19 protein-coding genes are annotated in these 21,627 nt (G+C 51.4%); 9 read left to right on the forward strand and 10 right to left on the reverse strand.

Annotation, left to right across the window (positions count from 1 at the left end):
* Positions 1-5: 5 nt before the first annotated feature.
* Positions 6-2,141, forward strand: a complete 2,136-nt coding sequence (yccS, locus tag DA718_RS18305; RefSeq protein ID WP_112214598.1) for a YccS family putative transporter — start codon at positions 6-8, stop codon at positions 2,139-2,141.
* On the opposite strand, the gene DA718_RS18310 is transcribed toward yccS, so the two are convergent.
* Positions 2,129-2,752, reverse strand: coding sequence for a TfoX/Sxy family DNA transformation protein (locus DA718_RS18310; protein ID WP_112214599.1), 624 nt, complete (start codon positions 2,750-2,752; stop codon positions 2,129-2,131). The two genes, yccS and DA718_RS18310, sit on opposite strands and share 13 nt — an antisense overlap.
* 465 nt (positions 2,753-3,217) lie before the next feature.
* On the opposite strand from DA718_RS18310, the gene sulA reads away from it, so the two are divergent.
* Both sulA and ompA read left to right on the forward strand, forming a co-directional pair.
* Positions 3,218-3,727: an SOS-induced cell division inhibitor SulA gene (gene sulA, locus DA718_RS18315; RefSeq protein ID WP_112214600.1), complete on the forward strand. Its 510-nt coding sequence runs from the start codon at positions 3,218-3,220 to the stop codon at positions 3,725-3,727.
* A 353-nt stretch (positions 3,728-4,080) separates the two neighbouring features.
* Positions 4,081-5,151 carry a porin OmpA gene (ompA, locus tag DA718_RS18320; protein WP_112214601.1) on the forward strand — a complete coding sequence of 357 codons (1,071 nt, stop codon included), beginning with the start codon at positions 4,081-4,083 and terminating at the stop codon, positions 5,149-5,151.
* Between the two features lie 107 nt (positions 5,152-5,258).
* Here ompA and matP read toward each other — a convergent pair whose 3' ends face one another.
* Positions 5,259-5,711 (reverse strand): macrodomain Ter protein MatP, encoded by a 453-nt coding sequence (matP, locus tag DA718_RS18325; RefSeq protein ID WP_110275084.1) that lies wholly within the window; start codon positions 5,709-5,711, stop codon positions 5,259-5,261.
* Positions 5,712-5,896: 185 nt separating this feature from the next.
* On the opposite strand from matP, the gene DA718_RS18330 reads away from it, so the two are divergent.
* On the forward strand, positions 5,897-7,654 hold the full coding sequence (locus DA718_RS18330) for an AAA family ATPase (protein WP_112214602.1): 1,758 nt from the start codon (positions 5,897-5,899) through the stop codon (positions 7,652-7,654).
* Positions 7,655-7,723: 69 nt separating this feature from the next.
* Positions 7,724-8,242: a bifunctional 3-hydroxydecanoyl-ACP dehydratase/trans-2-decenoyl-ACP isomerase gene (fabA, locus tag DA718_RS18335; protein WP_100685616.1), complete on the forward strand. Its 519-nt coding sequence runs from the start codon at positions 7,724-7,726 to the stop codon at positions 8,240-8,242.
* A gap of 65 nt (positions 8,243-8,307) precedes the next feature.
* Here the strand turns inward: fabA and rmf are convergent, their stop codons facing one another.
* From rmf to rlmKL, 6 genes are all read right to left on the reverse strand, one after another.
* Positions 8,308-8,475 carry a ribosome modulation factor gene (gene rmf, locus DA718_RS18340; protein ID WP_110275088.1) on the reverse strand — a complete coding sequence of 56 codons (168 nt, stop codon included), beginning with the start codon at positions 8,473-8,475 and terminating at the stop codon, positions 8,308-8,310.
* Between the two features lie 257 nt (positions 8,476-8,732).
* Positions 8,733-9,296 carry a membrane integrity-associated transporter subunit PqiC gene (gene pqiC / locus DA718_RS18345; protein ID WP_112214603.1) on the reverse strand — a complete coding sequence of 188 codons (564 nt, stop codon included), beginning with the start codon at positions 9,294-9,296 and terminating at the stop codon, positions 8,733-8,735.
* On the reverse strand, positions 9,296-10,933 hold the full coding sequence (gene pqiB / locus DA718_RS18350) for an intermembrane transport protein PqiB (RefSeq protein ID WP_112214604.1): 1,638 nt from the start codon (positions 10,931-10,933) through the stop codon (positions 9,296-9,298). The genes pqiC and pqiB overlap by 1 nt, the downstream gene beginning before the upstream one ends.
* On the reverse strand, positions 10,923-12,191 hold the full coding sequence (pqiA, locus tag DA718_RS18355; RefSeq protein WP_112214605.1) for a membrane integrity-associated transporter subunit PqiA: 1,269 nt from the start codon (positions 12,189-12,191) through the stop codon (positions 10,923-10,925). Before pqiA ends, pqiB begins: the two co-directional genes overlap by 11 nt.
* A gap of 14 nt (positions 12,192-12,205) precedes the next feature.
* Positions 12,206-14,113: an ABC transporter ATP-binding protein gene (locus DA718_RS18360; protein ID WP_112214606.1), complete on the reverse strand. Its 1,908-nt coding sequence runs from the start codon at positions 14,111-14,113 to the stop codon at positions 12,206-12,208.
* 12 nt (positions 14,114-14,125) lie between these two features.
* Positions 14,126-16,231, reverse strand: coding sequence for a bifunctional 23S rRNA (guanine(2069)-N(7))-methyltransferase RlmK/23S rRNA (guanine(2445)-N(2))-methyltransferase RlmL (gene rlmKL, locus DA718_RS18365; RefSeq protein WP_112214607.1), 2,106 nt, complete (start codon positions 16,229-16,231; stop codon positions 14,126-14,128).
* A 98-nt stretch (positions 16,232-16,329) separates the two neighbouring features.
* On the opposite strand from rlmKL, the gene DA718_RS18370 reads away from it, so the two are divergent.
* Positions 16,330-17,439 (forward strand): YcbX family protein, encoded by a 1,110-nt coding sequence (locus tag DA718_RS18370; protein ID WP_112214608.1) that lies wholly within the window; start codon positions 16,330-16,332, stop codon positions 17,437-17,439.
* Here the strand turns inward: DA718_RS18370 and zapC are convergent.
* Together zapC and pyrD are read right to left on the reverse strand one after the other, a co-directional pair.
* Positions 17,436-17,978, reverse strand: a complete 543-nt coding sequence (gene zapC / locus DA718_RS18375; RefSeq protein WP_112214609.1) for a cell division protein ZapC — start codon at positions 17,976-17,978, stop codon at positions 17,436-17,438. The two genes, DA718_RS18370 and zapC, sit on opposite strands and share 4 nt — an antisense overlap.
* 167 nt (positions 17,979-18,145) lie before the next feature.
* A complete protein-coding gene (gene pyrD / locus DA718_RS18380; RefSeq protein WP_112214610.1) occupies positions 18,146-19,156 on the reverse strand; it encodes a quinone-dependent dihydroorotate dehydrogenase in 1,011 nt (336 codons plus the stop codon).
* 248 nt (positions 19,157-19,404) lie between these two features.
* On the opposite strand from pyrD, the gene ssuE reads away from it, so the two are divergent.
* Genes ssuE through ssuB form a run of 3 tightly spaced genes read left to right on the forward strand, consistent with a single transcriptional unit; the run spans position 19,405 to position 21,584 of the window.
* A complete protein-coding gene (ssuE, locus tag DA718_RS18385) occupies positions 19,405-19,980 on the forward strand; it encodes an NADPH-dependent FMN reductase (protein ID WP_112214611.1) in 576 nt (191 codons plus the stop codon).
* 42 nt (positions 19,981-20,022) lie between these two features.
* The gene (ssuC, locus tag DA718_RS18390) at positions 20,023-20,814 is read left to right on the forward strand and encodes an aliphatic sulfonate ABC transporter permease SsuC (RefSeq protein WP_112214612.1); all 792 of its coding nucleotides are present in this window, start codon (positions 20,023-20,025) and stop codon (positions 20,812-20,814) included.
* Entirely contained in the window at positions 20,811-21,584 is a 774-nt protein-coding gene (gene ssuB / locus DA718_RS18395) for an aliphatic sulfonates ABC transporter ATP-binding protein (protein ID WP_112214613.1), read from the forward strand. The genes ssuC and ssuB overlap by 4 nt, the downstream gene beginning before the upstream one ends.
* Positions 21,585-21,627 lie beyond the last annotated feature (43 nt).

Here is a 21,627-nt window from a genome sequence, read left to right on the forward strand (position 1 = left end):
AAGAAATGCTTAGCCCCCTGCTACGCCGCTATACCTGGAACAGCGCCTGGTTATATAACATCAGGATCTTTATCGCACTCTGCGGTACGACTGCATTTCCATGGTGGATTGGTGAAGTAAAACTGACTATTCCCTTAACACTCGGAGTAGTGGCTGCGGCGTTGACTGACCTTGATGACCGCCTGACAGGACGTCTGCGCAATCTGGCCATCACTCTGGTGTGCTTCTTTATCGCTTCGGCATCGGTGGAACTTCTCTTTCCCTGGCCCTGGCTGTTTGCGATCGGCCTGACCCTCTCCACTATAGGCTTTATTTTGCTCGGTGGATTAGGACAACGCTATGCAACAATCGCCTTTGGCGCTTTATTAATTGCTATCTATACCATGCTGGGCGTAACGCTTTACAGCCATTGGTACCTCCAGCCGTTGTTTTTGTTAGCCGGTGCGGTCTGGTATAACTTACTCACTCTAGCCGGACATCTTATCTTCCCTATCCGCCCTCTTCAGGACAATCTGGCCCGCAGTTACGAGCAGTTGGCTCACTATCTGGAGCTTAAATCGCGACTGTTTGACCCGGATATCGAAGATGAAAGCCAGGCACCGTTATATGACCTGGCGATAGCCAACGGCCAGTTAGTCACCACACTGAATCAGACGAAAGTCTCTCTATTGACTCGTCTACGCGGCGATCGCGGCCAGCGCGGTACCCGCCGCACTTTGCAGTATTACTTCGTGGCTCAGGATATTCACGAACGCGCCAGCTCATCGCATATTCAGTACCAAACGTTGCGCGACCACTTTCGCTATAGCGACGTGATGTTTCGCTTTCAACGTATGCTGTCTATGCAGGCGCAGGCGTGCCAAAAACTCTCACGCGCTATCCTGCTACGCGAACCCTATCAACACGATGCCCACTTTGAACGGGCATTTATGCATCTTGATGCCGCACTCGATCGTGTACGGGCGAGCGGAGCACCGGCTGAGCAACTTAAGGCGCTCGGCTTTTTGCTCAATAACCTGCGAGCGATAGATGCCCAGCTGGCGACCATTGAATCCGTACAGACTACTCTACAGACCAATAACAATACTGAAAACCTGCTCGCGGATGACCAACCTAACGGTTTTAGCGATATCTGGCTACGTTTGCGCAATAACATGTCACCGGAGTCAGCTCTATTCCGTCACGCGGTTCGGATGTCTTTAGTCCTGTGCGCGGGCTACGCCTTTATTCAGCTTACCGGGCTGAACCACGGCTACTGGATATTGCTGACCAGCCTGTTTGTTTGCCAGCCAAACTACAACGCCACGCGCCACCGACTGGCGTTAAGAATAATCGGTACGCTGGTTGGGGTAGCGATAGGACTCCCGGTCCTGCTCCTGGTACCTTCAGTAGAAGGTCAGTTACTTCTGATTGTTCTGACTGGCGTGCTGTTCTTTGCTTTTCGCAACGTACAATACGCCCACGCAACGATGTTTATTACCCTATTGGTCCTGTTGTGCTTTAACCTGCTGGGTGAAGGCTTTGAAGTCGCCTTACCCCGTATATTTGACACGTTGATCGGTTGTGCGATCGCCTGGGCAGCCGTAAGTTTTATTTGGCCCGACTGGAAATTTCGCAATTTGCCGCGAGTCCTTGAACAGGCAATCAACGCCAACTGCCGATATCTGGATGCTATTCTTGAGCAATATCATCAGGGACGTGACAACCGACTGGCTTATCGTATCGCGCGGCGTGCGGCGCATAACCGCGATGGTGAACTGGCATCAGTAGTCTCAAATTTGTCCACTGAACCCAGAGCTGACTCAGCGATGCGAGAAACCGCATTCCGCTTACTGTGTCTGAACCATACTTTTACCAGCTATATTTCAGCGTTGGGTGCCCATCGGGAAAAACTGACAACACCGGATATTCTGGCGCTGCTGGACGATGCCGTTTGCTATGTTGATGATGCGCTGCACCATGCACCCGCTGATGAACTGCGGGTACAGCAAGCTTTGGCAAGCTTGCAGACCCGGATCCAGCACCTTGATCCTCGAGCTGACAGCAAAGAGCCTTTGGTGCTCCAGCAAATTGGATTACTGCTGGCGCTGCTGCCAGAAATATGTCGGCTACAACGACAGGTCAATGTTCAACCCGAGTAAGTCTCTATCTCTCGCTGCTGTTCTACCGCCCACTCTTCGAGTTCCTGACGCAGTTGCATCGGGAGTGTGGCGGCATGCACGCCATCGATAGCCCCAGATAACGAATAAAGCACATTGACCGTTAGCGCTTTATTTAATCTTAATAACCTCAGCCAGGCTTTTTTCGCTCCAATTTCGCGCAACGTTTTTTCATCAGGAATACCTGAATTAATCAGCTGCAGCTCCATGTGGAAACTAATATTTGGCAAATTTTTTAATCTCCCTGAGTTTTTCTGCTTTTGCTTCTCATTGCGTGCGGTCTGAAATGAAAAAAATGATAGCTGGAAAAGCATATTGTTGTCACGCCAAAGTGCTTCATCGATATGATAATATTTCAGCGCAGCTGGTCGACCATTCTTTCGCATTATCAAAAGAGGGGTTTTATGTTCAACGCGATACTCCGCGCTCTGCTCACAAACCCTAAGATAAATTTCCCCCTCAGCAACCATAGCAAAAACGGTATTATCTATCGCCAGACTATAGCCGCCAAATAAAGGCCGACAACTGATTTTTCCTAATGATAATAAGCACTTCTGGAACTGTTTGATCCGTAGACTTGGAAATTTCTTCATGATTATTCCTTTGTTAATCATGTAAATAAAAAATAGTTTCGTTAACGGATCCGCTAATTAAGAAAGTAATTGACTTCTCTTGATGCGGCAAGATGAATTATGCCTTCATTTTAACCAACTTATGTTTTTGCGAGCCGCTTTCAGAAAAATATCGCTCAATGAAGTCAAAATGCAATAAGGTAAAGTATTTGATAAATATTAATAACAAAAGAAACCAGAATACTTAGCATCGGTAGTGCATCCAAAACGGATAACACTCATACAGGGGAGAAAAATTCACTCAAGTAGAAATGTTTTCAACCATGAATTCACATCATATGCATACTGGAATCATGCTTTCCCCACCGAATCAAACGGGAAAAAATGAAGTACAGATTTCAGTCAACAGAAGAGAAAATGTGGTTGATCTTTTTACCTGTCGCGTATACTGTACATTCATACAGTAACTCACAGGCGGGATAGACTATGTTTACTTCAGCTCACGCAAATCGTTCACCACTGACTTCTACTTCAGTACGCCGTCACGCTCATGATGCAGTCGAACACCCAACCAATGGGCTGATCAGTGAAATTGTCTATCGCGAAGATCAACCCATGATGACGCAACTATTATTGCTTCCTCTATTACAGCAACTTGGTCAGCAATCACGCTGGCAGCTGTGGCTAACGCCTCAGCAGAAACTGAGCCGCGAATGGGTACAGTCCTCAGGTTTACCGTTGTCAAAGGTGATGCAGATCAGCCAAATGTCGCCCAACAATACGCTGGAATCAATGATCCGCGCACTGCGTACCGGCAATTATAGTGTTGTGATTGGCTGGTTGTCAGATGAACTCACAGTTGAAGAACATGAACAACTGGTTGTCGCTGCGCAAGAGGGCCATGCAATGGGCTTCATCATGCGTCCAGTGAGAAATATTGGTCAGCCAGGCAGACAACTTTCTGGGCTAAAAATTCACTCAAACGTGTATCATTAAATGAATTTAGGATTAATCCTGGAATTTTTTTTGCCCTGGTGGATGGCTTAATTTTTTAATGCCCGTTTTTGTTAAAATGCCTGTCTGATGCGGTCTCGCGACTTTTTTTGCAATATGAAATCCAACCCTACGTTGTTAAACATTAGGTACACAACCCTTTTTTTTCATATGCCTGACGGAGTTCACACTTGTAAGTTTCTAACTAAGTTGTAGACTTTACATCGCCAGGGGTGATCGGCTTTCGCTGCATGTATCAGCATAGTTAACAACAAGTCACGCCCCGGGTGAAGGATTTAACCGTGAGGTCTTTTGTACCTTCATGGCGAATTTTGGATGATAATGAGGCGCAAAAAATGAAAAAGACAGCTATCGCGATTGCAGTGGCACTGGCTGGCTTCGCTACCGTAGCGCAGGCCGCTCCGAAAGATAACACCTGGTATGCAGGTGCTAAACTGGGCTGGTCCCAGTATCACGACACCGGTTTCTACGGTAACGGTTTCAAAGGTAACAACGGTCCGGTTCGTAACGATCAACTGGGTGCTGGCGCGTTTGGTGGCTACCAGGTTAACCCGTACCTCGGTTTCGAAATGGGTTACGACTGGCTGGGCCGTATGGCTTACAAAGGTAGCGTTGATAACGGTGCTTTCAAAGCTCAGGGCGTTCAGCTGACGGCTAAACTGGGTTATCCGATCACTGACGATCTGGATATCTATACCCGTCTGGGTGGTATGGTTTGGCGCGCAGACTCTAAAGGCAACTACGCTTCTAACGGCGTTTCTCGCAGCGAACACGACACTGGCGTTTCCCCAGTATTTGCGGGCGGCTTAGAGTGGGCTGTTACTCGTGACATCGCAACCCGTCTGGAATACCAGTGGGTTAACAACATCGGCGACGCTGGCACCGTTGGTACCCGTCCTGATAACGGCATGCTGAGCTTAGGTGTTTCCTACCGCTTCGGTCAGGAAGATGTTGCTCCGGTTGTAGCTCCGGCTCCGGCTCCGGCTCCAGAAGTGACCACCAAGCACTTCACCCTGAAGTCTGACGTTCTGTTCAACTTTAACAAAGCAACCCTGAAACCGGAAGGTCAGCAGGCTCTGGATCAGCTGTATACTCAGCTGAGCAACATGGATCCGAAAGACGGTTCCGCAGTTGTACTGGGCTACACCGACCGTATCGGTTCTGATGCCTACAACCAGCAGCTGTCTGAGAAACGTGCTCAGTCCGTTGTTGATTACCTGGTATCTAAAGGTATCCCGGCTAGCAAAATCTCCGCTCGCGGTATGGGTAAATCCAACCCGGTCACTGGCAGCACCTGTGACAACGTGAAAGCTCGCGCTGCTCTGATTGACTGCCTGGGTCCGGATCGTCGCGTAGAGATCGAAGTTAAAGGCTACAAAGACGTAGTAACTCAGCCGCAGGCTTAAGTTATCGCGTTAATAAAAAACCCCGCTGATGCGGGGTTTTTTGTATTAAATTCATGTTTAAAGCAACAAACCAGCGGAATACCAACGTTCACTTTAGCTCTTAATGGCTACTCTTTACCCAGCAACACTTGCAAGTCGTGCTTCAAACTGGACATCTTACTGGCATATTTTTCTTTATGTTCAGCATCCTCAATCAGCTGTACGATCGTTTCCGACAGGGTCATACCCCGCCTTTGCGCCAGACCTGCCAGCCGCTGCCAGACCATAAACTCCAGGTCGATAGATTTTTTACGAGTGTGCTGATGCTCCGCGTTAAAATGTCGCTTGCGACGAGCGCGTATAGTCTGCTTCATACGGTTCGCTAACTCTGGATTCATATGTTGCTCAATCCAGGTATTCACCAGAACAGGTTCATTTTCGAGCGTGAGTAAGACATCGACCGCAGCTTGCGCAGCGCTGGCTTCAATGTAGCGGGTTATCGGTTCACCTTCCCGGCACTTTTTTACCAGATATGTCCATTTCCAACCGCTTTCAAGATTTTCCAGTTGTTGATATTTCATTGCGATCTCAATGTGACCGTGTAACTCTTTTCAGGATATCAGTTTTTTCTTCATCTGCTGAGAATAAATCATCTTTCGTGATGTGGGTAGATTCGTTATCACTGCGACCAACGCAATCACTCGTGTGCTCAGACGCCGCATAATGTATAATCGCGCGTTTTACATCTGACTAAAAAACAGCGACTTTGACCATTACGAAACTTACCCGAAACGACCTCGCTCCTGATACGGAAAGTTATCAGGCGCTGTTTGCACAAGCCGACTTAGCACAAGCAGAAGCATCTCTTTCTGGCGAACTGCAGCCCCGCTTATTCTATGCCCTGGAGCAACTTCTGGTGACTCCAGCCATTTCGCCGTTCATGCTGGTTAAAGCACCAGAAGAGCCAGAGTATCTGCAATGGTTGGCGAACGAAACTCGTACTTTACATCAACCATCTGAACCGCTTTATGGCGTACGTTACCAGATTGATGGTGGAAACATCACCAGCATCCCGGCACAAGCCGCAGAAGATAATTTCGCGAGCATCGCACCGGTTGAAGCAGCCGACTGGGTAGAAGCAGAGCAACTCTTTGGCTGTGTACGCCAGTTCAATGGTGAAATTAGCCTGCAACCAGGTCTGGTTCATCGTGCCAACGGTGGTGTATTGATCATCTCCCTGCGCGCATTGCTGGCTCAGCCCCTGCTGTGGATGCGGCTAAAAAATATGATTGCCCGCCAGCGTTTCGACTGGCTGTCAATCGATGAGTCTCGCCCTCTTCCGGTTAGCATCCCCTCAATGGCGCTCAACCTGAAAATCATTCTGGTTGGCGAGCGAGAATCACTGGCTGATTTCCAGGAGATGGAACCCGAGCTTTCTGCCCTGGCTATTTACAGCGAATACGAAGACAATTTACAGATTGTCGATGCAGCCGCCCTGAAACAATGGTGTCAGTGGGTCTGGCAAAACGCACACCAACTCGAACTCCCTGGGTTAGCAGCCGAAACCTGGCCGCTGTTGATTCAGGAAGGTGCACGTTACACTGGCGATCAGGCAACCCTACCGCTGTGTTTGCTATGGATTGCACGCCAGCTTAAGGAGGCGGCGGCCTTCTGTGAAGGTGAAGAGATTAGCGCCGAAGAGATGCAAACCATGCTGGAACGTCGTGAGTGGCGCGAAGGCTATCTCGCGGAGCGGATTCAGGACGAAATTCTGCAAGAGCAAATCCTCATTGAGACCGAAGGCGAATGCATCGGCCAAATCAACGCGCTATCGGTTATTGAATTCCCAGGCCACCCACGCGCATTCGGCGAACCGTCTCGCATTAGCTGCGTTGTTCACATTGGCGATGGTGAGTTTATTGACGTCGAACGCAAGGCTGAGTTGGGTGGCAATATCCATGCGAAAGGCATGATGATCATGCAGGCGTTTTTGATGGCTGAGCTGGAGCTTGATCAACAACTCCCCTTCACCGCCTCGTTAACCTTTGAGCAATCCTACAGTGAAGTGGATGGCGATAGTGCCTCCATGGCTGAACTGTGCGCATTAATCAGTTCGCTGGCCAATGTTCCCATTAACCAGAGTATTGCTATTACCGGCTCTGTCGATCAGTTTGGTCGTGTACAACCTGTTGGTGGACTCAATGAGAAAATTGAAGGTTTCTTTGCTATTTGCCAGCAGCGTGGTTTAACCGGTAAACAGGGCGTCATTATTCCAGCCGCCAACGTCCGTCATCTGAGTTTAGCAAAGGAGCTACAACAAGCCGTTGCTGAGGAACAGTTCTTTATCTGGGCCATTGATGACGTCACTGAAGCATTACCCCTTCTGACCCAACTATTTTGGGATGGAGAAGGACAAACTTTACGGCAAACCATCCAGGAGCGGATTGCACAGGCGACACAGCAAGAAGGTCGCCATCGCTTTCCGTGGCCGCTGCGCTGGTTAGGCGGTTCAGGTTCTAACTGATCGGACTTGTTCAGCGTACACGTGTTAGCTATCCTGCGTCCCGAACTCAAAATAAGGCTTACTGAAAACATGGTAGATAAACGCGAATCCTATACAAAAGAAGATCTTCTTGCCTCTGGCCGTGGTGAACTGTTTGGCGCTAAAGGCCCACAGTTACCAGCGCCAAATATGCTGATGATGGACCGCGTCATCAAGATGACCGAAACCGGTGGTAACTACGATAAAGGTTATGTTGAGGCAGAACTCGATATTAACCCTGACCTGTGGTTCTTCGGTTGCCACTTCATTGGCGATCCGGTTATGCCTGGCTGCCTGGGCCTGGATGCCATGTGGCAACTGGTTGGCTTCTACCTGGGCTGGTTAGGCGGCGAGGGTAAAGGGCGTGCGTTAGGCGTAGGTGAAGTTAAACTCACCGGCCAGGTACTGCCAACGGCTAAGAAAGTGACCTACCGCATTCATTTCAAACGCGTGATAAACCGTCGTTTGATTATGGGCCTGGCGGATGGTGAAGTACTGGTTGACGATCGTCTGATCTACACCGCAACCGATCTGAAAGTGGGTTTATTCCAGGACACCTCTGCGTTCTGATAAAACAGTGACACTTTAAAAGGCGAAGCCCCCGCACAGCGGAGGCTTCATTTTTAAAGAGACAGTCAGGCAATTTGCACCCTGTCCTCCATGGCTTCTCGCCAGCCTCCTAGCCACCAGGACCTTTGATTCAAGGTCTGATAAGGACACATTTCTTTCGATCTTCCGGTAATACCGGCTTGATATCCACGTTGATGTGCCCGTTCCAGGCGATCTCGTTTTTGTCTCTTCATGCCTCGTTTCCCTCATTCTTTGATCTGGTGGAAAAGAAAACAATGGTCACTAAATACGCAACCACGGTTAACGAATACCGCGAATCAGAGACAGCGTCAATGCGCAAAATTCACGCCATTGTCATATTTGTGAGCTACATGAAAGTTCATTTGTACAAAAAATGTGAACCGGCACAAGTTAACAAGCTGATGAGACAAATAAAAAAGCCGCTGCGATTTTGTTACCCGCAGCGGCTTTTTACTTTCATTAATTTTGCTTATGGCAAGCGATTCAACTCGCTGGCAATTGCAGTCGCTTCCTGAGTCCAGGCCTGAGCGAGGGTTTTGACCATTGCGTCATAACCATCCTGCTGTTGCTTAAGCTCAATGTTGAACGGACGCTTAATCAGCTGCCCCTGATGCTTCAGCAACCACTCACCGCTAACGATCACCCGCCCATCGTAACGACCGTGAAATCCGCTAACGGACACGTTTAGCGTATCCTGCTCACTCCCTAAAGGCTGAGAGGCCACCACCCAACCCGGCAGCTGGTTGCTAAGATTCGCCACCAGTGTGGTACGCAGTTGCTGATCGAGCGGGCTCGCCCACAGATTGTTATTGGCAATCACATACTGGACGTCGGTGGTCTGATAAACCACTCCGTTGCCCGCCAAATAATCAGGAATGCTTACCTGTTCAACCCACAGCAAGTTTTTGCTTTGGTGAGCAGCACTTTGTGCACCACTCTGTACCACCGGAAGCTGGTAATACGTTTTGCTCTCACCACCACTGCTGCACGCGGTCAGAACGCATACTGCCGCCGCTATTAGCCATCTTTTCATTATTTCGCTCCCTTCGGCTGCGGATCTTTTTTATCCTTCGCCTCAAATACCAGCGCATTGCTCTTGTCGTTGAGCGTTTTCAGTACCGGTTGCAGTTCACGAAGAACCTGATCCAGGCGCTGCATATCCGCCACCATCTTATTGTATGCCGCAGAGCCCGGCTGGAAGCCTTGCATACTACGATTCAGTTCACGCAATGTGCTCTGCATATCGCCCGGCAGCTGCTGCATGGACTGGCTTGAAGTTATCTTATTCAGGCTATCCAGCGTCGTTTGCACGTGCTGCATGGTCTTCTCGCTTTGCGCCAGCGTACTGGTTGCCTGCTCCAGCAGAGGGTTAATCGGCAGATTGTTAATCTTATCCAGGGCATCCATCAGACGCTGCTGGATCTGAGCCAGACCTCCGCTCACGGTCGGTATAATCGGATAACCACCAAACTCCTGAATCTTGCCGCGAGCAGGCGCTTTCGGATAGAAGTCGAGATCAATATACAGCGCGCCGGTTACCAGATTCCCCGTTTTGAGGGAACCACGCAGCCCGCGATTCATCAGATCATCAATATGCTGGCGAATATTTGGATCGCTACCTAACTGATTGATCAAACGTTCTGGTTCAATTCGCACTTCAACCGGGATACGGTAATCGTCATTTAGGTTCTGCTTCAACCCTGGGATAAAGAATGGCACTTTACCAACGGTTCCAAGGCGAATACCGCGAAACTCCACTGGCGCACCAGGCTGCAGGCCACGAATAGAATCTTTAAAGAACATCACGTAGTCGATGTGCTGGGTAAAGACCGAATCCTGAATACTTCGTTGATCGTCGAATAGGTGATATTCAGTTTTATTCGCTACCGGCTCTCCTAACGGCAGACCTTCAGGAATATCAAAGCTGACGCCGCCGCCAAACAGAGTTGACAGCGATCCCATTTCAACACGCATACCCGCAGCGGTAAGATCCACCGCAATACCGCTGTCTTTCCAGAAACGCACGTTGTTGGTCACCAGACGATCGTTTGGCGCGCTGATAAACAGCTGGTAGGTAATATTGCGTTTTTGCGCATCAAAAGTGCTGGTTTCGACTGAACCGACACGATAGCCCCGAAAGAGCACCGGATCGCCTGGTGAAAGCTGACCCGCTTTACTGCTTTCCAGTAGAATGCGAATGCCTTTGGCGTCAGGGGAAGCCAAAGGGGGTGAATCCAGCAGCGGATATTGCGCAGGCACAGAGCCTTTAGAGCCCGGCTGTAATTCGATATAAGCACCGGATAATAACGTGCCTAGCCCGCTAATTCCTTCGCGCCCGACCTGCGGTTTGACTACCCAAAAAACCGAATCCTTATGTAGCAATTTTTCCATGCCTGAATTCAGCCGGGCTTTAATTTCTACGTGGGTCAGGTCATCCGTCAGCGTTGCGCTTTCTATCACGCCAACATCAACGCTGCGGCTTTTAATTCGGGTTTTACCCCCTTCGATTCCTTCAGCATTGGTGGTGATTAACGTCACCTCCGGCCCCTGATGGCTATAGTGATAAAATAGAATCCATGCGCCGATAAGCGCCGTGACTATTGGGAAGATCCACACCGGTGACCAGTTCTTCACCTTTTGCACTTTCGCTTCTCCGCTCTTATTTTCCATGCTGCAGTCTTTCCTCATGGCTTGGATCTGGCTCACGGTCCCACAACAAACGAGGGTCAAACGTCATGGCCGAGAACATTGTCATAACAACGACCAGCGCAAACATCACCGCTCCGATCGCCGGATAGATATTCATCAATCCACCGATGCGCACCAGAGCTGAGAGGACTGCGATGACAAAAACATCGATCATTGACCAGCGGCCAACAAACTCGACAACTTCATAAATCAGGTGCATGCGCTCAGAGTCACGCGATCCTTTACCGCTGGCATTCCAGCACAACCAGCCAATAGCGATCATTTTTAACGTCGGCACCATAATGCTGGCGATAAATATCACCATCGCCACCGGATATGATCCTTCACTCCACAGCAGGATCACCCCCGCCATAATAGTGGAGGGCATTTTATCGCCCAACAGATCGGTAATCATGATCGGCAGAATATTGGCTGGCATATAGAGGATTATCGACGTCATCAGCAGCGCCAGCGTCCATTGCAAACTGTTTTTACGCCGGGCAGTTCCTTTGGTATGGCAGCGCGGGCAAACGGCTTCATCAACGGGTAAAACCGCCGTACAACATGAGCATGAACGCAGTCCCTGGCGAAGGCCGGAAACACCGACTTTCAATGGCTGTTTAATCAACGGCATTGGCGCAATGTCGTCCCACAGCCACCGGCGGTCCACGCACTGGAATGTGCGTAGCTGCAATACGCAAAACATACACCAGGGAATAAAGCTTAAACCGATGCCAATATCACCGTAGGCCATCAGCTTAACAAAGCTGACCAGAACTCCGGCGAGGAAGATTTCCGCCATTCCCCAGGTTTTGAGGTGAAACAGGATCCGCGCCAGAAATGCTTTTAGGCCGGAAGGCATGCGTACACGGTTTACCAGCAGCAGGATGGTGATAAGGCAGAAAGCCGGCACCAGCTGCACGAAGAGTAAAAAGAAGGTGCCAAGGCTGGCGTAATCCTCAGTAAAAAGGACATTAGGGATTTCCAGCAGCTCAATTTCGCTACTGATGCCACCAACTTTCATGTAGATGAAAGGAAACAGATTTGCCAGCAACAGCATAAACAATGCGACCAGCGCATAGGCAGTGGGACGCTGCCGAGGCGCGTCCCACGAGGTCGTCAATGTCGTTCCGCAGCGCGGACACGCAGCTTTCTGGCGATGCTCCAGCTGCGGCAAAGCCACCAGCAGATCACATTGTCGGCACAGAATATGCCGCGCAGCATGATGATGATCGCACATGAAAACTCCTCAGCTTATGCGCCGTTTTTTAATCCTTCAAGATATTCCCAGCGTTCGAAGGCGGTTTCCAGCGCCTGCTCCGCTTCGCTCATCTGCGCCAGCACCTGCTGCGTATGATCATGCGACTGACCAAAGAAAGAAGGATCGGCAACCTGCTCCTGCAGAGTCTGCAATTGGGCCTCAAGCTCTTCCAGTTTCTGCGGCAGTTGTTCCAGTTCGCGCTGCAGGTTATAGCTTAGTTTGCTGGCCGCGCGTTTGACACTTTCTGCTTTCGGTTGAGCAACTTCTACCGTTTTTTTGGCAACTGACTGCTTTTGTGCCAGATACTGAGATTGCTGACCTCGGGCATCGTGATAACCGCCAACATATTGGCCAATTCTCCCTTCCCCTTCAAAGATCCAGCACTCTGTTACGGTGTTATCAACAAACTGGCGGTCGTGGCTGACCAGCATCACGGTACCCTGATAGCCGTCGACTAGCTCTTCCAACAGTTCCAGGGTTTCGACATCCAGATCGTTTGTCGGTTCATCGAGGATCAGCAGGTTGCTGGGCTTGAGGAACAGGCGCGCCAGCAGCAGACGGTTACGCTCACCGCCGGACAGCGCGCGCACTGGCGTCATGGCGCGTTTCGGATGGAACATAAAGTCTTGCAGGTAGCCCAGAACATGGCGCGGCTTGCCGTTCACCATCACTTCCTGCTTACCTTCGGCAAGGTTGTCCATCACCGTTTTGTCCGGGTCAAGCTCAGCACGGTGCTGATCGAAGTAAGCAACCTCCAGCTTAGTACCCACGTGGATGCGTCCGCTATCGGCCTTCAGCTGTCCGAGCATCAGTTTCAGCAGCGTGGTTTTACCACAGCCGTTCGGCCCAATCAGCGCAATCTTATCACCGCGCTGGATCTGGGCGGTAAAATCTTTCACCAGCACTTTGCCATCAACCTGGTAGTTAACGTTCTCCATTTCGAAGACAATTTTGCCCGAACGCGCGGCCTCTTCGACCTGCATCTTCGCACTACCCATAACTTCACGACGCTCACCGCGTTCGCGGCGCATCGCTTTCAATGCACGCACGCGCCCTTCGTTACGAGTACGACGCGCTTTAATCCCCTGACGGATCCAGACTTCTTCCTGTGCCAGCTTGCGGTCGAATTCGGCATTCTGTAGGTCTTCAACGCGCAGCGCTTCTTCTTTATCCAGCAGATACTGATCGTAATTGCCCGGATAGGTCACCAGTTTGCCGCGATCGAGATCGACAATCCGCGTCGCCATATTGCGAATAAAGGAACGGTCGTGCGAGATAAAAATAATGGTGCCTTTGAACATCTTCAGGAAACCTTCCAGCCAGTCGATCGTTTCAATATCGAGGTGGTTAGTCGGTTCATCCAGCAGCAGCACGCGCGGCCCGCTGACCAGCGCGCGCCCCAGGGCCGCCTTACGCAGCCAGCCACCGGAGAGCGAGGAGAGCTCGGCGTTAGGATCCAGATTGAGCTGCTCAAGCACTTCATTAATACGGCTATCCAACTGCCAGAGCCCTAAATTATCAAGCTGCTCCTGAAAGCGTGCCAGTTCGTTTAAGTTCTTGTCGCTCGGGTCGGTCATCACCAGTTGTGAAGCATCGTGATAGCCTTTGAGGTAGGCCGCCTGTTCAGCAATCCCTTCCGCAACGAAGTCGTAAACGGTTCCGGTAATGTTACGCGGCGGATCCTGCTGCAGACGCGCGACAACCAGATCCAGCTCATAAATAATGCGCCCATCATCAAGACCCTGTTCACGGTTGAGGATCTTCATCAGAGTCGATTTACCCGCACCGTTACGCCCTACCAGGCACACGCGTTCGTTATCTTCGATATGCAGTTCGGCATTATCCAGCAGCGGCGCATCGCTGAATGAAAGCCAGGCGCCGTGCATACTAATTAATGACATTCTTTATTCCTTTCAGGCTGAGGTGATCAGCCAGCAGTTGTGAATCTGACGGTTGCGGGCAAAATCTTGAGATTGCGTTTTTTGCGTGATCTCCTGCGCCTTCAGGCCCAGTTGCGCTAGCCCGTCATGATCCATACGGAAACCGCGTTTGTTGTTCGAGAACATAATCGTGCCGCCTTTACGCAGCAGACGTTTTAGATCGGTCATCAGACGCAGATGGTCGCGCTGTACGTCAAACGCGTCTTCCATGCGCTTGGAGTTAGAGAAGGTTGGCGGATCGATGAAGATCAGATCAAACTGTTCGGTGCTCTCACGTAGCCAGCCCAGCACATCGGCCTGCATCAAACGATGCGCGCGACCGGTTAAGCCGTTGAGGCGCAGGTTGCGCTCCGCCCATTCGAGATAAGTGCGCGACATATCGACCGTCGTGGTAGAGCGCGCGCCGCCAAGGCCTGCATGTACGCTCGCGCTGCCGGTATAGGCAAAAAGATTGAGGAAGTCTTTGCCTTTGCTCATCTCGCCAAGCATGCGACGGGCGATACGGTGATCAAGGAACAAGCCAGTATCCAGGTAGTCGGTCAGATTGACCCACAGACGTGCGTTATACTCCTGCACCTCAAGGAAATCACCCTTCTCAGCCATTTTCTGATACTGATTTTTCCCTTTCTGCCGTTCACGGGTTTTTAGCACCAGCTTATTCGGCGCAATCCCCAGCACGGCAATTGTGGCGGCGATAATATCAAACAGACGCTGACGAGCTTTGTGCGCATCCACGGTTTTCGGTGGAGCATACTCTTGCACCACCACCCACTCTCCGTAACGGTCAATGGCTACGTTATATTCCGGGAGGTCGGCATCATAAAGGCGATAGCACTCGATACCTTCCTGACGCGCCCACTTCTCATATTTTTTCAAGTTCTTACGTAGACGGTTGGCGAAATCTTCCGCCAGCGTCGCGGTTTTTCCGCCTTCGCTTTCGGCGAGGTGGTAGTTCTTCTGCACGCAGTCCAGCGGGCCGTTTTTAGCTTTGAACTGCTTATCAGCACGTAATTGCAAACAGCTGAGCAGATCCGGCGAGGCGCTGAACAAAGAGAGATTCCAACCGCCGAACTGATTTTTCATGATCCGGCCCAGCAGGCTATGCAGAGCAATCAGCGCCGGTTCGCTCTCCAGACGCTCGCCGTATGGCGGGTTACTAATAACCGTACCGTAAGGCCCTTTCGGCAGCGGATTGTCCAGTTTGGCAACATCTTTAACCTCAAACGTCACCAGTTCGCCAATGCCAGCACGACGGGCGTTGCTGCGCGCGCGTTCAATCACCCGCGCATCAATGTCGGAACCGTAGAAACGGGATTCATACGCCGCCAGCCCCTGACGGGCGCGGGTTTGTGCTTCGGCTTTCACCTCTTTCCAGATAACATCATCGTGCTGCGCCCAGCCGCCGAAACCCCAATGACCGCGGTGTAAACCCGGCGCACGATCGGTTGCCAGCATAGCGGCTTCAATCAGAAGCGTGCCGGAACCGCACATCGGATCAAGCAGCGGTGTCCCCGGAGCCCAGCCTGAACGCATCACGATAGCTGCCGCCAGGCTTTCTTTGATCGGCGCCATACCGGTGCCATCGCGGTAGCCGCGCAGATGCAAACCCTCACCGCTAAGATCTAAAGAAATATGTGCGGTTTCTTTATTCAGCCAGACGTTGATGCGCAGATCGGGGCTTTCACGATCGACATTAGGACGCGGCAGATTCTTACGCGTAAAGCTATCAACAATGGCATCTTTGACTTTCAATGCGCCGTACTGACTGTTACGAATCTCATCGTTAAGCCCGCTAAAGTGCACGGCGAAAGTGGCGTCTGGGGTGAAAATCTCCGTCCATGGAATGGCCTGTACGCCGAGGTAAAGGTCCAGGTCGCTATACACGCTGCACTGGCCCAGCGGCATCATGATCCGCGAAGCCAGCCGACTCCACATCAGGCTTTGATACAGCAGGCGCGTATCTCCCTGAAAATGGACCCCGCCCTGGACTACCTGGCAGTCCACCGCGCCAAGTCCTTCCAGTTCAGTTTTTAACAGCTCTTCAAGCCCACGAGCCGTACTGGCAAACAGAGAATTCATATCGTCACTTTTACTAAAAGAAAATTGGTGCGCATTATAGCCAATATGTGCCCTATGTCATAAAGTTAAAGGCTTATTTTTGAACCCAGGGGCAGCGTATGGTAACGCTTTCGCGACTTTTTATTCATCCCGTTAAATCGATGCGGGGAATTGGCCTGAGTCACGCCTACGCAGGCATCAGTGGTCTGGCCTTCGATCGCATATTTATGGTGACGGAAACCGATGGCACCTTCATTACCGCTCGTCAGTTCCCGCAAATGGTTAAGTTCACCCCCGCCCCGCTCCACGATGGCCTCCATCTGACGGCACCGGACGGCAGCAGCGCAATAGTTCGCTTCAGCGATTTCGCCCCGCAGCAGGAGCCGACCGAAGTCTGGGGTAACCATTTTACCGCCCTGATTGCCCCGACATCGGTTAACCAGTGGCTAAGCGGTTTCTTTAACCGCAGCGTCCAGCTCCGTTGGCTGGGGCCACAACTAAGCCGTCGGGTGAAACGTCATGATGCCGTTCCTCTCTCCTTCGCCGATGGCTTTCCCTACCTTTTAGCTAATGAAGCCTCCCTGCGCGACCTGCAAAATCGCTGTCCGGCCAGCGTAAGCATAGAACAATTTCGCCCGAACCTGGTGGTGACCGGGGCAGCGGCCTGGGAGGAAGATACGTGGAAAGTGGTACGTGTCGGCGAGGTTGTTTTTGATGTGGCAAAACCGTGCAGCCGCTGCGTGTTTACGACCGTCAGCCCGGAACGCGGACAAAAGCACCCTTCTGGTGAACCCTTAACCACGCTGCAAGGTTTTCGCACTGCGCTGGATAACGGTGATGTCGATTTCGGTCAGAATCTAATCGCCCGTAATAGCGGCGTGATCCGCGTGGGTGATGAATTGGAAGTGTTGGCCCGGGGACCAGCAAAAGCCTACAGCGCAGGCGATAGCGACGATACGCTGATGCCCGATGCTCAACAGGACGCAACGGTAGAGATTGAGTGGCAAGGGTTAAGCTTTACTGGCAACAATCAGCAAATTTTGCTGGAGCAGTTGGAGCAACAGGGGATCCGCGTTCCTTATTCCTGCCGGGCGGGCATTTGCGGCAGCTGCCGCATCCGACTGGAAGAAGGAGAAGTTAGTGCGCTGAAGAAAAATGCGATTGGCACAGATGGCACTATTCTGTGCTGCAGCTGCGTGCCAAAAACCGCGCTACGGCTAGCGCCTTAAACTGCCTGGCCCAGGCTGTAGCTGGCTGCACCCGGCGCTGGCTGCAGCCGGTCGTTCATTATTTTAATCACATCGCCAAGCTGCATAACCCGCCCGGCAAGCGTCAGGCCGGGCTGCGCTAACAGACATAATGCCGCGTTTTCACCAGCTTCAACCACCAACAGATTCACCTGCTGCCCGGTATCGCTAAGCCAGGCGCTGGCAGCATCGCCGCCGCCGGGTTGCCAGCACTCTTCATGGGTAGTGAAATGCCAGCTTTTCGGCATCTGCGGCTTGAGAAAGCGAATAGCGACCAGCGCATTCAATACTAATTCAGCGCGCTGCTCTTTTGATAATTCGAGGTCGCGGCATTTTTCTTCAAATGAAAAATAAAGCGCGGCATCATCGACGCAAAATCCGGACGGAGCAAAGGCGTCGGGGGTCAGCATTCGACGTGCGAAACGTGAACGAAATAACATGCCATTAGCCAAATCGAGCATCATACGATCGTGCTCTTCATCGTAATACCAACGCCAATTATCGTCAGGTTTAATCCGCATTTCTTCCCCCGTCCTCTATCACTTCCATCTGTAATTAACAGGTAAACTGCTACAGAATATTTCCAAAATTAAGAAAAGACTAAAATGTCTAAATAAGCAACAATGAAGGAATATAAAACAACCAGGGCTATAAATAAAGCCCTGGTAGGATATAAGAAGGGAAAAGATTAGATATGGGTAACAATTTCTTTAATCAGTGGCGGACCTTTAAAAATAAATCCGGAATAAATCTGCACCAATGTAGCGCCCGCAGCAATCTTTTCACGCGCTGCAATCACCGAGTCAATACCACCAACTCCGATAATGGGCAGACGCCCCTGTAATTCCGCTGACAGCATACGGATAATTTCTGTACTTTTCAGCTGTAAAGGACGACCGCTAAGCCCGCCAGTTTCGTCGCAATTTTTCATACCCTGAACCAGCGATCGATCCAACGTGGTATTGGTGGCAATCACCCCATCAATATTATGTCGAACCAGACTATCGGCAACCTGGATCAATTCCTCAACAGAAAGATCCGGCGCGATCTTCACCGCCACGGGGACATATTTCTGGTGCTTCTCTTGCAGTTCACGTTGCTTATTTTTAATACCAGAAAGTAAATCATCCAGCGCATCACCGTATTGCAAAGTACGCAGGCCAGGGGTATTCGGCGAGGAGATATTAATGGCGATATATCCAGCGTAGGCATAGATTTTATCCATACAAATCAGATAATCATCTTTGCCTTGTTCAACTGGGGTATCTTTATTTTTACCAATGTTAATCCCCAGGATCCCGTCAAAATGGGCCTTTTTCACGTTCTCAACCAGGTTATCAACACCGTGGTTATTAAAGCCCATACGGTTGATCAAACCTTCGGCATCGACCAGACGGAAGATCCTCGGCTTATCGTTACCCGGCTGCGGACGCGGCGTCACGGTACCAATTTCAATTGAACCAAAACCCATTGCTCCGAGCGCATCAATGCACTCGCCATTTTTATCCAGCCCGGCGGCCAGACCCAGCGGGTTCTTAAATGTGAGCCCCATGCAGGTTACCGGCTTTGTCGGCACCTTCTGGCGAACCAACATTTCCAGCGGGGTACCTGAAACAAGGCGTAATTGTTTAAAGGTTACTTCATGAGCGCGCTCAGGATCGAGCTGAAAAAGGGCTTTACGAACGAAGGGGTAGTACATGAACTCTCCTGGATTCCCGGTGTGCAAACCGGGGGCGTATTATGTGCGATCCACCCCGGAAAGGGAATTGACCTGCGACAAAAAATCGCATCTCAGACGCAAACGTTTACTTTTGTCTCCCTCTTTATGCACTTTCTGACAATTCAACGCTGGATAAATCATTTAGGGAAATAAAAGCGCTCTGTCACACTGCAGCTAAATGTTATCAATTATAGATAAATGAAAATATTTAGTTATAAGGAGAGAGTATGCGAGTCATAACACTTGCGGGTAGCCCGCGTTACCCTTCCCGCTCCAGCGCGCTTCTGGAATACGCCAGAGAGACACTCTCCGCTGCGGATATCGAAGTCTGCCACTGGCATCTGCAAAATTTTGCCCCGGAAGACCTGCTCTATGCGCGCTTTGATAACCCCGCTCTGCATGCGCTAAATGAACAACTTGCTGGTGCGGACGGGCTGATTATTGCCACCCCGGTTTATAAAGCTTCTTTTTCCGGCGCGTTAAAGACCCTGCTGGACCTGCTGCCAGAGCGTGCGCTGGAAGGCAAAATCGTTCTGCCGCTGGCCACTGGCGGGACTATCGCGCATATGCTGGCGGTAGATTACGCTCTAAAACCAGTGCTTAATGCTCTGAAAGCACAAGAGATCCTTCATGGCGTCTTTGCTGATGATAGTCAGGTGACAGATTATCAACATAAACCGCAATTTACCCCAAACCTGCAAGGTCGACTCGACCTGGCATTAGAAACTTTCTGGCAGGCACTTCATCGCCCCAGTAGCCGCGCTCCGGCGCTGAAAAGCTTGCAACGGGTAGAGCACGTTTAAAGGCTGACGTTGACGCTCACACGGAAATAAAAGGAACACATCATGGCGACCCTTTCGCAAAAATTCCTGATACGCGTGGCACCCTGGCTTCTGCCGGTGGGCAGCGTGATTATCTGGCAATTCGCCTCTTCGATGGGCTGGCTATCCACCCGCATTTTGCCGTCGCCGGAAGGGGTACTGAAGGCTTTCTGGACGCTCTCTGCCAGCGGTGAACTTTGGCAACATCTGGCGATAAGCTCATGGCGAGCATTGATTGGTTTCAGCATCGGTGGATCCATTGGCCTGGTTCTGGGATTAATCAGCGGCCTGTCGCGCTGGGGTGAACGCCTGCTGGATACCTCCATTCAGATGCTGCGTAATGTGCCCCATCTTGCGCTGATACCGCTGGTTATCTTGTGGTTCGGTATCGATGAGAGCGCCAAAATCTTCCTCGTGGCGCTGGGGACGATGTTCCCGATTTACATCAATACCTGGCACGGGATCCGCAACATCGACAGAGGACTGGTCGAGATGGCCCGTAGCTACGGTTTATCCGGCTTTGCTCTGTTCCGTCATGTGATCCTCCCCGGCGCACTCCCCTCTATTATGGTCGGCATTCGCTTTGCGCTTGGCCTGATGTGGTTAACGCTGATTGTTGCCGAAACCATCTCTGCTAACGCCGGTATCGGCTACCTGGCGATGAATGCCCGCGAGTTTCTGCAAACCGATGTCGTGGTGGTCGCCATTATTCTTTACGCCATTCTCGGCAAACTGGCCGACTTCAGCGCCCAGCTTCTGGAACGCGTCTGGCTGCGCTGGAATCCGGCTTATCACCTTCAGGAGGCTAACGCATGACGACTGCGCGTCTTAATCCGGGGATCCCGCTGCTGCTTAACGGCGTGAGCAAGCGTTATGGCAGCAACACGATCCTGAATGAACTCGATCTTCATATTCCTACCGGGCAATTCGTTGCGGTAGTTGGGCGCAGTGGCGGTGGTAAGAGTACCCTGCTGCGGTTGCTGGCAGGGCTGGAAAAGCCCAATGGCGGTCAGTTGCTGGCAGGCTCAACGCCGCTGGCGCAGATTCAGGACGATACCCGGATGATGTTCCAGGATTCGCGCCTGCTGCCGTGGAAAACGGTTATCGACAATGTTGGCCTCGGGCTGAAAGGCCAGTGGCGTGAGGCTGCGCTTAAGGCGCTGGCGAGCGTCGGTCTCGAGGATCGCGCCAGTGAATGGCCTGCGGCGCTTTCCGGAGGGCAGAAACAGCGCGTGGCGCTGGCTCGCGCGTTAATTCATCGTCCCGGATTATTGCTGCTTGATGAACCGCTAGGCGCATTGGATGCCCTCACCCGCCTTGAGATGCAGGATCTGATCGTTTCGCTGTGGCAGGAGCATGGATTTACCGTCCTGCTGGTGACCCATGACGTCAGCGAGGCGGTGGCCATGGCCGATCGCGTTTTGCTAATTGAAGAAGGGAAAATCGGCCTGGATCTGCTGGTAGACATTCCACGCCCGCGGCGTACGGGATCGGCGAAGCTGGCCGAACTGGAAGCGGAAGTATTGAATCGGGTGATGCAGCGCGGCAAGAGTGAATCCTCGCCGCGCTTAGTGAGTCACGGTTAACGACTGCGACGTTTCCCCGCACGCGCTGTGCTTAGCGGGGCCA

Source organism: Klebsiella huaxiensis, from assembly GCF_003261575.2.
GTDB classification, from domain to species: domain Bacteria; phylum Pseudomonadota; class Gammaproteobacteria; order Enterobacterales; family Enterobacteriaceae; genus Klebsiella; species Klebsiella huaxiensis.